General features: G+C 72.2%; 14 protein-coding genes. 8 read left to right on the plus strand and 6 right to left on the minus strand.

Annotated features, from left to right (window positions below; genetic code table 11):
- Position 1 precedes the first annotated feature (1 nt).
- Complete coding sequence (locus ABZ906_RS41915) at positions 2 to 676, minus strand: hypothetical protein (protein ID WP_361391861.1); 675 nt, start codon at positions 674 to 676, stop codon at positions 2 to 4.
- Positions 677 to 863: 187 nt separating this feature from the next.
- Between ABZ906_RS41915 and ABZ906_RS41920 the strand changes: the two genes are divergently transcribed.
- The 6 genes from ABZ906_RS41920 to der all read left to right on the plus strand — a co-directional run bounded on the left by ABZ906_RS41920 (position 864) and on the right by der (position 5,910).
- Complete coding sequence (locus ABZ906_RS41920; RefSeq protein ID WP_361391864.1) at positions 864 to 1,331, plus strand: YidB family protein; 468 nt, start codon at positions 864 to 866, stop codon at positions 1,329 to 1,331.
- A 133-nt stretch (positions 1,332 to 1,464) separates the two neighbouring features.
- Positions 1,465 to 1,827 carry a chorismate mutase gene (gene aroH / locus ABZ906_RS41925; protein ID WP_361195866.1) on the plus strand — a complete coding sequence of 121 codons (363 nt, stop codon included), beginning with the start codon at positions 1,465 to 1,467 and terminating at the stop codon, positions 1,825 to 1,827.
- A complete protein-coding gene (locus ABZ906_RS41930) occupies positions 1,824 to 2,909 on the plus strand; it encodes a prephenate dehydrogenase (RefSeq protein ID WP_361391867.1) in 1,086 nt (361 codons plus the stop codon). Before aroH ends, ABZ906_RS41930 begins: the two co-directional genes overlap by 4 nt.
- 121 nt (positions 2,910 to 3,030) lie before the next feature.
- On the plus strand, positions 3,031 to 3,723 hold the full coding sequence (gene cmk / locus ABZ906_RS41935; RefSeq protein ID WP_361195934.1) for a (d)CMP kinase: 693 nt from the start codon (positions 3,031 to 3,033) through the stop codon (positions 3,721 to 3,723).
- Positions 3,681 to 4,367, plus strand: a complete 687-nt coding sequence (locus ABZ906_RS41940; RefSeq protein WP_361195862.1) for a lysophospholipid acyltransferase family protein — start codon at positions 3,681 to 3,683, stop codon at positions 4,365 to 4,367. Before cmk ends, ABZ906_RS41940 begins: the two co-directional genes overlap by 43 nt.
- 70 nt (positions 4,368 to 4,437) lie before the next feature.
- Positions 4,438 to 5,910 carry a ribosome biogenesis GTPase Der gene (der, locus tag ABZ906_RS41945; protein WP_361195861.1) on the plus strand — a complete coding sequence of 491 codons (1,473 nt, stop codon included), beginning with the start codon at positions 4,438 to 4,440 and terminating at the stop codon, positions 5,908 to 5,910.
- Between the two features lie 71 nt (positions 5,911 to 5,981).
- On the opposite strand, the gene ABZ906_RS41950 is transcribed toward der, so the two are convergent.
- Positions 5,982 to 6,311, minus strand: coding sequence for a hypothetical protein (locus tag ABZ906_RS41950; protein ID WP_361391870.1), 330 nt, complete (start codon positions 6,309 to 6,311; stop codon positions 5,982 to 5,984).
- A 128-nt stretch (positions 6,312 to 6,439) separates the two neighbouring features.
- Complete coding sequence (locus ABZ906_RS41955; RefSeq protein ID WP_361195857.1) at positions 6,440 to 7,243, minus strand: hypothetical protein; 804 nt, start codon at positions 7,241 to 7,243, stop codon at positions 6,440 to 6,442.
- A gap of 521 nt (positions 7,244 to 7,764) precedes the next feature.
- Here ABZ906_RS41955 and ABZ906_RS41960 point away from each other — a divergent pair.
- Together ABZ906_RS41960 and ABZ906_RS41965 are read left to right on the plus strand one after the other, a co-directional pair.
- Positions 7,765 to 8,400: a transglycosylase family protein gene (locus ABZ906_RS41960; protein WP_361391873.1), complete on the plus strand. Its 636-nt coding sequence runs from the start codon at positions 7,765 to 7,767 to the stop codon at positions 8,398 to 8,400.
- Between the two features lie 112 nt (positions 8,401 to 8,512).
- Positions 8,513 to 9,436 (plus strand): transglycosylase family protein, encoded by a 924-nt coding sequence (locus ABZ906_RS41965; protein ID WP_361391876.1) that lies wholly within the window; start codon positions 8,513 to 8,515, stop codon positions 9,434 to 9,436.
- Between the two features lie 45 nt (positions 9,437 to 9,481).
- Here ABZ906_RS41965 and ABZ906_RS41970 read toward each other — a convergent pair whose 3' ends face one another.
- The 3 genes from ABZ906_RS41970 to ABZ906_RS41980 are packed head-to-tail and all read right to left on the minus strand — an operon-like array spanning position 9,482 to position 13,351.
- Positions 9,482 to 10,171: an ATP-binding cassette domain-containing protein gene (locus ABZ906_RS41970; protein ID WP_361391879.1), complete on the minus strand. Its 690-nt coding sequence runs from the start codon at positions 10,169 to 10,171 to the stop codon at positions 9,482 to 9,484.
- On the minus strand, positions 10,168 to 12,831 hold the full coding sequence (locus ABZ906_RS41975; RefSeq protein ID WP_361391882.1) for an ATP-binding cassette domain-containing protein: 2,664 nt from the start codon (positions 12,829 to 12,831) through the stop codon (positions 10,168 to 10,170). The genes ABZ906_RS41970 and ABZ906_RS41975 overlap by 4 nt, the downstream gene beginning before the upstream one ends.
- Positions 12,832 to 12,835: 4 nt before the next feature.
- Positions 12,836 to 13,351 (minus strand): hypothetical protein, encoded by a 516-nt coding sequence (locus ABZ906_RS41980; RefSeq protein ID WP_361195932.1) that lies wholly within the window; start codon positions 13,349 to 13,351, stop codon positions 12,836 to 12,838.
- Positions 13,352 to 13,399 lie beyond the last annotated feature (48 nt).

Below are 13,399 nucleotides of genomic sequence, written 5' to 3' on the forward strand. Positions count from 1 at the left end.
GTCAGGGCACGACGGGACGGGCGGTGAGTTCGCCGCCGTCGTACGGGACGGCGCCGGTCTCCGGGTCGAGGCGCGGGGCGGGCTTCGGGGTGCCGTCCTCCTTGAGGATCCCGACCTGCCGCCCGTCGGGCAGGACGATCCAGCCGCCGTCGATCTCGGCGCCGCGCACCTCGGTGGTCGCGCGGTACAGACCGGAGGGCTTCTTGGCCCTCGCGGCGGTGAAGTCCCGCGGCTGCTTGTTGACCTCGACCGTGCCGCGGACCGCGTTGTCGGCGAGGGTGGCGTCCAGCTTCGCGCCGTTCTTGCCGGTCAGGCGCATGGTGCCGTCGTCCTTGACGTCGCCCTTCAGCCAGGACTCGGCGTCACGGCCGTTGCAGTAGTACGCGATGGCCTTGTCGTCACGGATCGAGACGGAGACCGCGGCGGCGTCGTCGGCCGTGCGGCCCGCGTACTCGGACTTCCCGGCCGGCCTCTTCGACGCGCTCTTCGAGGGGCTCTCGGAGGGTGCGGGCGTGCTCTTGGTGGGCTTCGCGGACGGGGCCGCCGGCGACGCGGCGCCGGGCGAGTCCTTCCCGTACGACGTATTGCCCTCCCCTGTCGTCGCGTTGAGCGACAGCATGAACAGGGCGAGCAGCAGTCCCCCCAGAAGCGTGTACAGCGGTCCCGAGCGCTTCATGCGGCCTCCCCCGAGGCGTGGGCCGTGACGGCTCCTCCATGCAAGCGGACCCGTGCCCCGGCGTCCATAGTTGAACACCCACCAATCGGCCCAAGTGGCGACAGGGGGCGATTCGGGCGACATTGACAGGGTCTGAGGCCCGCGCCCTCCATGCGCCGGCCCGGTCACTCACTCGAAAGGCGCGACCATGGCGGGTAACGATCTGGGAAGCCTTCTCGGCGGTCTCCTCGGCGGCGGCCAAGGGGGCCAGGGCGGCCAAGGAGGCCAGGGCGGCTCCGGAGGCGGCAACGTCCTCGGCTCGCTGCTCGGCGGGCTCCTCGGCGGCGGAGCGGGCGGTGCCGGTGGCTCCGGCGGGCAGGGCGGCAATCCCCTGGGCGGCCTGATGGACATGATCACGAAGTCGGGCCTGGTCAGCCAGGACCAGCTCGACTCCTGGGTCGGCAAGGGCGACAACCAGCCGCTGAGCCCGGACCACGTCAAACAGGCCGTCCCCGACGAGACCCTGGACAGGGTCGCCACCGAGGCGGGCGTCAGCCGTGACGAGGCCGCCGACCAGATCGCGCGGCAGCTGCCGCAGGCCGTCGACAAACTGACCCCGGAAGGGCAGGTCCCGTCCGGCTCCCTGGAGGACCTCATCAAGGAGCAGAAGCTCTGACCCCACGGTGCTCCCCACCTCGGTGAGGCACGCGGCGTCCGTCTCGGCAGGCGGGCGCCGCGCACCCGTCCCCCGGGGCCTGACTACCCTTGTCGGTACATCAGTCATAAGTACGCGAGCGAGGAGCAGCACTGTGGCGGTACGAGCGGTCCGGGGCGCCGTCCAACTGGAGCGGGACGCGGCCGACCACATGGACGAGCAGGTCAGCGAGCTGCTCACCGCCATCCTCGAGCGGAACGGGCTGAGCCAGGAGGACCTGATCAGCATCTGGTTCACCGCGACGCCCGACCTGCACAGCGACTTCCCCGCGGCGGCGGCCCGCAGGCTCGGCATCGTGGACGTCCCGCTGATCTGCGCCCAGGAGCTGCAGATCGAGGGCGCCATGCCGCGCGTGGTCCGCGTCCTCGCGCACATCGAGTCCGAGAAGCCCCGCGCCGAGATCACGCACGTCTACCTCGGCGCCGCGGCCACCCTGCGCAAGGACATCGCCCAGTGAGAACCGCCCTCGTCATCGGCACCGGCCTGATCGGCACCTCCGCGGCCCTGGCCCTCGTCTCACGCGGCGTGGCCGTGCACCTCGCCGACCATGACCCCGGTCAGGCCCGCACGGCGGCCGCGCTCGGCGCGGGCACCGACGAAGCACCCGAGGGACGGGTCGACCTGTGCGTCGTCGCCGTGCCGCCCGCGCACGTCGCGGCGACCCTGGCCGACGTCATGCGGCGCGACGTGGCCCGCGGCTACCTCGACGTGGCGAGCGTCAAGGGCGGCCCGCGCCGCGAGCTCGAAGCCCTCGGCATCGACCTCACCCCGTACATCGGCACGCACCCCATGTCCGGGCGCGAGCGCAGCGGCCCCCTGGCCGGCACCGCCGACCTCTTCGAGGGGCGGCCCTGGGTCCTCACGCCGACCCGCGACACCGACACCGAGGTCCTCAACCTCGCCCTGGAGCTCGTCGCCCTCTGCCGCGCCGTGCCGGTGGTCATGGACGCCGACGCGCACGACCGCGCGGTGGCGCTCGTCTCGCACATGCCGCACCTGGTCTCCAGCATGGTCGCCGCACGCCTGGAGAACGCCGAGGAGACGGCGGTGCGCCTGTGCGGACAGGGCATCCGTGACGTCACGCGCATCGCGGCGTCGGACCCCGGCATGTGGATCGACATCCTGTCGGCCAACCCCGGCCCCGTCGCCGACCTCCTGTCCGCCGTCGCCACCGACCTCGACGAGACGGTGACGGCGCTGCGCGCCCTGCAGTCCGCGGACGACGCCAAACGGCGCGAGGGCGCCGCCGGGGTCGAGAACGTGCTGCGGCGCGGGAACGCGGGACAGATCCGGGTGCCCGGCAAGCACGGCGCCGCCCCGACGACGTACGAGGTCGTCGCGGTGCTCATCGACGACCAGCCGGGACAGCTGGCGAGGATCTTCGCCGACGCGGACCGGGCCGGCGTGAACATCGAGGACGTACGCATCGAGCACGCGACGGGACAGCAGGCGGGCCTGATGCAGCTGATGGTGGAGCCGAAGGCCGTTCCGGTGCTCACCGCGGCGCTGCGGGAGCGGGGCTGGGCGATCCGGCAGTAAAGGCCCGGGGCATCCGGCCGTAAGAGGTGCGCGCGGGAGCCAGTAACCTTGTGCGGGGCGTGTCTGCGCCCCGCTACCCCGCCCCCGCGTCCTGAGAAAGGTTTCGCACCCCGTGGAAACCGTGGAAACCGCCGGTCCGGCGCCCGCAGCAGTGATCGTCGCCATCGACGGGCCCTCCGGCACGGGCAAGTCGAGCACCTCGAAGGCCGTCGCCGCCCAGCTCGGCCTCAGCTACCTGGACACCGGCGCCCAGTACCGCGCGATCACCTGGTGGATGGTCCACAACGGCATCGAGCTGACGGACCCCACCGCCATCGCCGCGGTCGCGGGCAAGCCCGAGATCATCTCCGGCACCGACCCCCTCGCCCCGACCATCACGGTCGACGGCACGGACGTCGCAGGGCCGATCCGCACCACCGAGGTCACCTCCAAGGTCAGCGCCGTCAGCGCCGTCCCCGAGGTACGCACCCGCATCACGGAGCTGCAGCGCACCATCGCCGCCTCCGCCGAGAAGGGCATCGTCGTCGAGGGCCGTGACATCGGTACGACGGTCCTGCCCGACGCCGACCTGAAGATCTTCCTCACGGCTTCGCCCGAGGCCCGCGCCGCCCGCCGCAGCGGCGAGCTCAAGGGCGCGGACGTCGCCGCCACGCGTGAGGCCCTCATCAAGCGGGACACGGCCGACTCGAGCCGCAAGACGTCGCCCCTTGCCAAGGCCGGCGACGCCGTCGAGGTGGACACCACCGAGCTCACGCTGCAGCAGGTCATCGAGTGCGTCGTCACCCTCGTCGAGGAGAAGCGGGCGGCGAAGTGACCGCGGCGCCGTCGGAACGGGGTGCGGAGGTCGGCCGCCGCATCGGCGTCGGCCTCATGTACGGCCTGTGGAAGCCCCGCGTCCTCGGCGCCTGGAAGGTCCCCGCGACCGGCCCGGTGATCCTGGCCGTGAACCACTCGCACAACGTCGACGGCCCGATGGTGATGGGGACGGCACCGAGGCCGACGCACTTCCTCATCAAGAAGGAAGCGTTCGTCGGCCCCCTCGACCGCTTCCTGCACGGCATCGGGCAGGTCAAGGTGGACCGGGACATCGCCGACCGCACGGCGATCACGCAGGCCCTCGGCGTGCTCGCCGACGGCGGCGTGCTCGGGATCTTCCCCGAGGGCACCCGGGGCGAGGGCGACTTCGCCTCGCTGCGCGCCGGCCTCGCCTACTTCGCCGTACGCAGCGGAGCGCCGATCGTTCCGGTCGCGGTCCTGGGAAGCACGGAGAAGCGCGGACGGTTGATAAAGGGGCTGCCTCCGCTGCGCAGCAGGGTCGACGTCGTCTTCGGAGACCCCTTCGAAGCGGGCGACGGCGGCGGACGGCGTACGCGCAAGGTCCTCGACGAGGCGACCGTGCGCATCCAGGAGCGGCTCACCGCTCACCTGGACGACGCCAGGCGCCTGACCGGGCACTGAGCGAGACTTTCAGTAGTGGCCCGTCGCGAGGCGGTCCACCGATCACGAACACGACAGAGGTACGGACTTCATGAACGACCAGATCCAGCCCGAAGGCTCGGCCGAGCCTGACCACGGGGCGCTTGGCGACGCCGAGTACGCGGAGTTCATGGAGCTCGCCGCGGAGGAGGGCTTCGACGCCGAGGAAGTCGAAGGCGCGATCGGCGAGGCCGGCCACGGCCCGCTGCCCGCCCTCGCGGTGGTCGGCCGCCCGAACGTCGGCAAGTCGACCCTCGTCAACCGCATCATCGGCCGCCGCGAGGCCGTCGTCGAGGACAAGCCGGGCGTCACCCGCGACCGCGTGACGTACGAGGCCGAGTGGGCGGGCCGCCGCTTCAAGCTCGTCGACACCGGCGGCTGGGAGCAGGACGTCCTCGGCATCGACGCCTCCGTCGCCGCCCAGGCCGAGTACGCGATCGAGGCGGCCGACGCGGTCGTCTTCGTCGTGGACGCCACGGTCGGCGCCACCGACACGGACGAGGCGGTCGTACGCCTGCTCCGCAAGTCCGGCAAGCCCGTCGTCCTGTGCGCCAACAAGGTCGACGGCCCCTCCGGCGAGGCCGACGCCACCGCCCTGTGGGCCCTCGGCCTCGGCGAGCCGTACCCCGTCTCCGCGCTGCACGGCCGCGGCACCGGCGACATGCTGGACGCCGTCATCGAAGCCCTGCCCGAGGCGCCCGCGTCGAGCTTCGGCACCGCCATCGGCGGCCCGCGCCGCATCGCGCTCATCGGCCGCCCGAACGTCGGCAAGTCGTCCCTGCTCAACAAGGTGGCGAACGAGGACCGCGTGGTCGTCAACGAGATCGCGGGCACCACCCGTGACCCGGTCGACGAGCTCATCGAACTCGGCGGTGTCGTCTGGAAGTTCGTGGACACCGCGGGCATCCGCAAGCGTGTCCACCTCCAGCAGGGCGCCGACTACTACGCCTCGCTGCGCACGGCCGCCGCCGTCGAGAAGGCGGAGGTCGCGGTCATCCTGATCGACGCGAGCGAGTCGATCAGCGTCCAGGACCAGCGCATCGTCACGATGGCCGTCGAGGCGGGCCGCGCCATCGTCGTCGCGTACAACAAGTGGGACACCCTCGACGAGGAGCGCCGCTACTACCTGGAGCGGGAGATCGAGACCGAGCTCCTCCAGGTCGCGTGGGCCCCGCGGGTCAACGTCTCGGCCGCTACCGGCCGCCACATGGAGAAGCTCGTCCCGGCGATCGAGACGGCCCTCGAGGGCTGGGAGACGCGCGTACCGACCGGGCGGCTCAACGCCTTCCTCGGCGAGCTGGTGGCAGCCCACCCGCACCCGATCCGGGGCGGCAAGCAGCCCCGCATCCTCTTCGGCACGCAGGCGGGCACGAAGCCGCCGCGGTTCGTGCTGTTCTCCTCCGGCTTCATCGAGCACGGCTACCGCCGCTTCGTGGAGCGCAGGCTCCGTGAGGAGTTCGGCTTCGACGGCACGCCGATCCACATCTCGGTGCGGGTGCGCGAGAAGCGCGGCCGCAAGAAGTAGGCACGGACACACCAACGGGCCGGGGCCCGCCTTCTTCAAGAAGGCGGGCCCCGGCCCGTTCGGCGCTGTGTTCAGAGCCCCCTGCGCGGCCCCGGCGGCAGTGCCGCCGGGAACTGCTGGTGCGCCGTGCCGTGCTGCTCGTGGCCGTAACGGGAGACGTGCAGCTGGCCGAAGGTGTTGAGCCTCGGGTCGTGCCGGTCGCCGGAACGGTGCGCGCCGTACGACGTGCTGCCGAAGGAGGCACTGCCGAAGGACGTGCTGCCGAAGGCCGTGAAGCCCAGATCCTCCTCGCCGGTCCGGTCGCCCGGAAGGGCCTTGAACGACCTGCGGTACTCCGAGTAGAGCGCGTCATAGATCGGCGTGGCCGAGCGGTCCGCCCCCGTGTCCTGCGACGAACGCATGGAGGGAATGGGGGTCTGGTACGCCGGCCGGGGGCGGGAGGGGTCGTATGTGTGCACGTACGTGCAAACGACCCCGTGCGCATACGGATGCGGGCCGCGCCGCTTTCGACTGCGCGGCCCGCTCGGGCTCAGGTTCCGGCGAGCGGCATCGCCGCGGCGACCAGGCGTCCGTGTGCCGCCGCCTTGTCCAGGGCGCCGCGCAGCAGGTCCTCGCGCGGCTGGCGGCCGATGGAGCCGACCGGCGCCGCGAACAGGAGCACCGACTGCAGCTTGTTGGCCGCGGACCGCCAGGCCTCGGTGACCTGGAGCGGGTGGTGGGCCTGCCACCAGGCGACGGGGGCGCCGCCGTCGGCGCCGGGCTGGAGCACCGCGTGCAGCTGGCCCGCGGCGAGCAGCACCGACCAGCCGTGCAGGACCGGCGGCAGGCCGTCGAGGGACGCCACCGGAGTGAAGCCCTGCTCGACCAGGAGCTGCAGGAAGTTGTCGCCGCCGGACTCGGTGCCGGGGCGCGCGATGGCGCCGGTCGGCTCGACGACGAGCGCGGGCCGCAGCTCTCCGTCGATGAGGACGAGACCGCTGGTCACGCCGAGGACCGCCTGGTCGGGCGCTCCTTCGCCGGGTCCGGGTGCCGGGACGCCGGCGAGGCCGGTGCCGTCCTCGCCGGTGATCGAGCGCACGGCGCCCTGCAGCTGCTCCTCGGAGACCTGGACGATCTGCGAGGGCAGGCAGGTGGCGTGGGCGAAGGCGAGCACGGCGGTTTCGTCGCCGATGAACAGGACCGTGCTGGTGCGTTCCTGCTCTGTGTCGCCGGGGGTCCGGCAGGACGTGCAGTCGTAGCTGCCCGGAGCGTTTTCTCCGGCCAGCAGCCGGTCGGCTTCTTCGTCGCCGATCTCGGCGCGTACGTCGTCGCCGACGTCGAGCATGCGCGGCACGGGGGGCTCCTCGGATTCGTAGCGTGCGGGCCGGGGATGCCCGGCTCAAAGGAGACAACGGGCGATCAGTGGCGCAAGTCACGCGCGAAGGCGAACGGAATCGAACCATCCGCAGCGGAGGGTGAGTTGTCCGCTGGAATCCGTCACTCCGCGCCAACGCCTTCTGCGTACACGGAAGTTGCGCAGGTGAACTGGGTCACAGATCATCATGCCGACAGGTCGACAAATATGGAAATCTGTGAATTAAGTGGTTGGCTTGAAATGGACGATACCTCGGGTAACGGCTAACTGGCCTGGAATGACAAGGAGTTGGTTGATATCGGGGCGAGCAGCCGCCTAGATTCCACCGCCGTGTGCAGCGAGCACCGCTCGGGTACGTCCGCCGGCCGCACCAGCCAGCTCAAGCACCGCGGCACAGGAGTGCCGAACTCCGGCGGACGGGGTGAGCGGACCTCCGGCGCCAGACGCGCGAGGAGGTCCGGGACACCAGGGGGATCCCGGGTCCTTCGAGAGGGATATTCATGTCCGCACGTCCCAAGTGCGTTCGCAGGACAGCAGTGATCGGCGGAGCGGTGTTGCTCGCCCCGTTGGGACTGCTCACCGCCACCGGCCAGGCCGCAGCGGCGGACAGCGGAGTGTGGGATCGCATCGCTCAGTGCGAGAGCGGCGGAAACTGGAGCATCAACACCGGGAACGGCTACTACGGAGGACTGCAGTTCTCCGCTTCCACCTGGCGCGCGTACGGCGGAGGGGCCTATGCGGCCACCGCCGACCGGGCGTCCAAGGCGCAGCAGATAGCTGTGGCGACGAAGGTCCAGCGTGCTCAGGGGTGGGGCGCCTGGCCGAGCTGTTCGGTGCGGGCGGGTGCGTCCGGCAGCGCGCCGGGGGCGGCAGCCGCCAAGGCGGCCCCCAAGGCCGCTCCGGCCCCCAAGGCACCCAAGGCGGTCAAGCAGCGGCCCGCCGAGCCGCTGAAGCGGACGCCCGGTCACGTCGACCGGGGCTCCGGGCGCGGTGATTACACCGTCCGGCAGGGGGACACCCTGAGCCGGATCGCGGCGGCGCACGGTGTGAGCTGGCACAAGGTGTACGCCGCCAACAAGGCGGTCATCGGATCGGATCCGAACATGATTCTGCCCGGGCAGCGGCTGGATCTCTGAGTTCCCTCTCGCAGGGGAGCGGCCCCGCCCGGTCGTCCGACCGGGTGGGGCCGCGCGCCCGTGGCGGCGCGGCACGGCTCTTCGCCGTGTTGACGCTGCCTAGCGTGTCCGGATGTATCCGATGCCGATCAAGAGTCTTCGGTCGCTGTGGCCCGCTGGTCTGGTCGTCGCGGCTGTCTCCTCGCTGGTACTGCCGGTATCCGCTTCCGCGGCACCCGCACCGGCCCTGCCGGGGCTCCGGCCCGCCGTCTCGGCGGCGGGCGAGTGCTCCCGCGCCGAGGGGCCCTGGAACTGCCTCGCCAAGTGCGAGAGCAGCGGCCGGTGGAACGTGAACACCGGAAACGGCTTCTACGGAGGGCTGCAGTTCTACCAGCCCACCTGGGAGGCGTACGGCGGGCTCAAGTACGCGCCGCGTGCCGACCTCGCCACCAAGAAGGAGCAGATCAAGGTCGCCGAGAAGGTGCTGCGCAGCCAGGGGTGGAAGGCCTGGCCCGTGTGCTCCAAGAAGATCCCCAAGGAGATCCGGGACGGGCACCTCCTCGTGCACGTCGTGAAGCGGGGGGAGACGCTGAGCTCCATCGCCCGGGAGTACAAGGTGAAGGGCGGTTGGCAAGCGCTGTATCAAGCCAACCGCAAGGCCGTGGGGAGCCGGCCCGACGTGCTCGGCGTCGGCACCGAGTTGGTCATCCGGAAGAAGGTCAGTTCGAAGAAGGACGCTCCGGAGAAGGACGCGCCCAAGAAGGACGCGCCCAAGAAGGGTGCTCCGAAGAAGGACGCCCCGAAGAAGACCCCGCCGAAGAAGACGCCTCCGAAGACGGCCGCTCCGAAGAAGACCGCTCCGGAGGAGGCCGGTAAGGAGACCGGCGCTCCAAAGGAGACCGCGGCTCCCAAGGAGGCTGCTTCCAAGGAGGCCGCTCCGGAGACCGGCGCTTCGAAGCAGGCCACTCCGGAGAAGGTCGCTCCGGACAAGGTTGCTCCGAAGGAGACCGGCTCTGTCCCCGAGGAGAGCGCTCCGGAGAAGGCCGCCTCGAAGTAGCCCGTAGCCCGTAGTCCGTGGGCCGTGGTCGTAACCGGTGGTCCGTCAGGGCCTGCCCCGGCGGCTGAGTTCGCCGGCCTCCCCGCTGAACACGACCGCGCCACGGCGCAGCTCGTGCACCACCACTGCCGTCCGGCTCGCGTGTTCACGCAGGCCGGGCGGCAGCCGCTGTTCCGCGGTGAGGACGCAGGAGCCCGTGCTCAGGCCGACGAGGAGGTCGTACGTCCGGGACGCGACGGCGGGGGACATGCCCTGCGTGGGTTCGTCGACGAGGAACACCCGGGCGTCCTTCGCGAGGAGGGCACGGGAGAGGGCGAGCATGCGCTGTTCGCCGCCGGAGAGGGTGCCCGCCCGGCGGGAGAGCAGCGGGCGCAGTTCGGGGAACGCCTCCAGGGCCGCGGTGATGTCGGTCCGCGCCTCGGAGCCGGACAGGCTCAGGTTCTCGTCGACGGTGAGGTGGCCGAACACCGCGGGGCCGTCCGGTACGAAGCACAGGCCCCGCGTCGCGCGTGCGTGCGCGGAGAGCCGGGTGACGTCCGTCCCGTCCCAGGTGATGGTGCCGGCGGTGAGGGGGGCCGTGCCGGCCAGGGCGCGCAGTGCCGTCGTGCGGCCGGAGCCGTTCCGGCCCAGGAGGACGGTGAGGCCGGGGGAGGGGGCGGCGAGGGTCACGCCGTGCAGGGCTTCCAGGGGGCCGTAGCGGACGCGGGCCTCGCGGAGTTGGATGCCGGTTCTCATGGGACCGCCCTCTGCAGGACTTCGGTGGGCGGGCCCGACGTGACGATGCGGCCCGCTGCCATGACGTGAACGGTGTCGGCGAGGTTCGCGACCAGGTCGATGTCGTGCTCGACCACCAGGAGCGCCATGCCGTCGGCGGCGAGGGCCCGCAGGACGCGGGCCAGCGCGGCGACTTCGGCGGTGTCCAGGCCCGCCGCCGGTTCGTCGAGGAGGAGCGTGTGGGGCCCGCCGGCCAGGGCGCGGGCCAGTTCCACGCGTCTGAGGGTGCCGGTGGGGAGGTCCGCGGCGGGATGGTCGCGGGTCGCTCCTTCGTGCAGGGAGAGGAGGCGCAGGGCCTGGGCGGTGGCCTCGGGGGCGGAGTGCCTGAGCCTTCCCTGTTCGGTGCCGACCCGGACGTTCTCCGTGATGGTCAGCGAGGGGAAGACCGCCAGCTGCTGGAACGTACGGGCCACGCCCAGGCGGGTGCGGGCGTAGGCGGGGGTGCGGGTGATGTCGCGGCCGCCGAGGGTGATGCGGCCCGATGCGGGGCGGAGGGTGCCGGCCAGGCAGTGGAAGAGGGTGCTCTTGCCCGCTCCGTTGGGGCCTACCACCGCGGTGATGCGGCCGGGGGGCACGCACAGGTCGACGCCGTCGAGGGCGGTGAATCCGTCGTAGGCGGCGGTGAGGTGGTGGGCCGTCAGCGGCTTGGCATTGTCTGGTGGCTGAGGGGTGGGTGAGGGGGAAAGGTTGTTCGTCCAGGGGCGGACGCGGGGTATTCGGGCGGGTGGGTGGGAGGGCATGTTCGTGGAGGGACGGACGCCGGGCGCCCCCGAGGAGAGGGAAAGCGCGCTGCGGGCCCGCCTGCCCAGCGGCGTCAGGGAAGGCCGGCGTAAAACCCCCGAGGCAGCGGCCCGCAGGGCCTCGTACGGCCCACCGGGAAAGCGCCCCACCAGCAGGGCGAGGACACCGATCAGCGCCGCCGCCACCCCGCCCCGCGTCCCCGCGTCCAGGCCCACCAGAAGCGCCGCCGCCAGCAGCGCACCCAGCAGACTGTCCGCGCCGAGGACCACCACCGCCGCGAACCAGAGAAGCCCCCGCACGGGGTCGTACGCGGCGGGATCGAAGGCCCGTAACCCCATGCCCAGCATCCCGCCCCCCAGCGCGGCAAGCGCCGCACCGGCGACGAAGGCCGTCAGTTTCAGGGTGCGCACCGGCACCCCCGCGGCCGCCGCCCCCGCCTCGTGGTCCCGCATCGCGGCCAGCGCCCGGCCGATGCGGCCCCGGCGCATGCCGACCGCGAAGAGCAGCGCCGCGGCGAGCAGCGCCAGTTCGAGGACGTAGAACGCGCGGTCGCTGTCGAAGCCCGCCGGGCGGTCGAGGGCGAGCCCCGACGTCGCGTACGGCTGGGCGAAGACGAAGCGGCTGACCCCGACGCCGACGGCGAACGTGGCCAGGGCGAGCGCGAGGCCGCGGCGGCTGATCGCGGGCCAGCCGGTGAGCAGGCCGAGGGGCGCCACGAGCAGCACGGCCACGGCCAGGGCGGGGAGGTGGGGGAGTTCGGGCAGGCCGGGGAAGCGGCCCGCCGTCAGGAGCGCGGTGAAGAGCGCGCCCAGACCCGCGTACGCCGCCTGGCCCAGGGAGATCTGGCCGCCTCTGCCGGTGACGACCACCAGGGAGAGCAGGATGACGGCAAGCGCCGGGACCTGGACCGCCGTGGTCAGGTCCGAGCCCGCGAAGCCCAGCGGGATGAGAAAGAGGACCGCCGCCACGATCCACGCGCCCGGCGGTGTCGGGACGCGCGCCGTCGCCGTACGGGGGAGTGTGTTGTGCGAGCCGATGCCGGGAAGCACGAGGGCCGCGATCAGCAGGGCCACCACGAAGAGGTTCGCCCCCAGCGCCTGGAGGAGCGGTTCCGCCCAGCCGGACGGGTGCAGGCGGGTCAGCTGGCTCTGGGCCACGCCGATTCCCAGGGCCACCGTGATCGCGACGAACAGGCTCCGCATGCGGGCCGCCACCGCCACCGCCACCACCTCCATCACGAGGAGCGGCATCCCGTACGGGTCGAGGCGTACGAAGGGGGCGAGCAGTACGCCGGTGAGGCCCGCCGTGAAGGCGCCGAACGCCCAGCCCGCCGAGGCCACCCGGTCCGCGTCGATGCCGCTGAGGACCGCGAGGGGTCGGTTGTCGACCACGGCCCGCAGTTCGCCGCCGAAGCGGGTCCAGCGGGTGACCGCCCAGACCGCGGCGGCGAGGACGGCCGTCACCGCCAACTGGGCCCAGGGGTCCGCCGACACGAGGACGGGGGCGTCCGCCCTGGCTCCCGGACCCCAGATCAGCGCGGCGCCGCCGACCAGGAGGATGAAGACGCCGATGGACGCCACCAGGGTCCGGGCCGGGTCGCTGCCCGGGACCGACAGGGGGCGGAACACGGCCTTCTCCAGGAGCAGGCCGATGGCCGGGGCGACGAGGAGGAGCGTGCATGCCGTGGCCAGGGGCAGGGGCCAGTCCCATTCCACCGTCAGATGGCGCAGAACGTAGGCGCAGACCATCGCGATCGCGCCGTGCGCGAAGTTGAGGACACCGGTCGCGCGGTACGTGACGATCAGGCCGATTCCGGTGAGGGCCGCCGCGCTGCCGACCGCGAGCCCGGCCAGCGTCAGGTCGTAGCTCAGGGAGGACACCGGGTCATCGCTCCGGGGACGGCGGGGCGGCGGTGGCCGGTTCCGGTTCGCAGATGGGGCACGGGCTCAGATCGCCGGTCGCGATGATGCGGGCGTCGGCCGGGACCGCCTTCGGCTTCCCCGCCACCAGGGGGCAGTCCGCCCGGTGCCAGAGGGTGCCGCCGGGGATCATCAGCATGTCGCCGCTGGTCGCCACCGGTTGGGCCCGCCCCGCGTCGGCGGGAGCCGTGCCCGCCGTCACCAGAAGCTCGTACAGTTCCTCGACGCGCGCCGTGGCCAGGGTGCTTCTGCCGTGGGTGAAGAGGACGGTCCCGGCGACGATCAGGGCCGCGCCCGGCACCGTGCAGGACGCCAGATACGGGAGTTGCCGCTCGGCGAAGCGTTCGCCCGACATGCCGTACCAGCCGAACACGCAGAGCACCGCACCGACGGCGAGGGCGGCGAAGGCCGCCCAGAGGACGGGGTGCACGGCACGGAGCCGGGCCGAACGAGCTGTCTGATCCGGTCGAGCCGCCCGCATATGGGCCCCCTGGAACACGTCAGTCACGTCGATGGGCTGTCCATGTCA

This window comes from Streptomyces sp. NPDC046925, assembly GCF_040644915.1.
GTDB lineage: Bacteria > Actinomycetota > Actinomycetes > Streptomycetales > Streptomycetaceae > Streptomyces.

Bases quoted from the DNA above. Each gene is read 5' to 3' on its own strand.
- ABZ906_RS41915 (WP_361391861.1), bottom strand. From the start codon at position 676: ATGAAGCGCTCGGGACCGCTGTACACGCTTCTGGGGGGACTGCTGCTC.
- ABZ906_RS41920 (WP_361391864.1), top strand. From the start codon at position 864: ATGGCGGGTAACGATCTGGGAAGCCTTCTCGGCGGTCTCCTCGGCGGC.
- der (WP_361195861.1), top strand. From the start codon at position 4,438: ATGAACGACCAGATCCAGCCCGAAGGCTCGGCCGAGCCTGACCACGGG.
- ABZ906_RS41950 (WP_361391870.1), bottom strand. From the start codon at position 6,311: ATGCGTTCGTCGCAGGACACGGGGGCGGACCGCTCGGCCACGCCGATC.
- ABZ906_RS41960 (WP_361391873.1), top strand. From the start codon at position 7,765: ATGTCCGCACGTCCCAAGTGCGTTCGCAGGACAGCAGTGATCGGCGGA.
- ABZ906_RS41965 (WP_361391876.1), top strand. From the start codon at position 8,513: ATGTATCCGATGCCGATCAAGAGTCTTCGGTCGCTGTGGCCCGCTGGT.
- ABZ906_RS41970 (WP_361391879.1), bottom strand. From the start codon at position 10,171: ATGAGAACCGGCATCCAACTCCGCGAGGCCCGCGTCCGCTACGGCCCC.
- ABZ906_RS41980 (WP_361195932.1), bottom strand. From the start codon at position 13,351: ATGCGGGCGGCTCGACCGGATCAGACAGCTCGTTCGGCCCGGCTCCGT.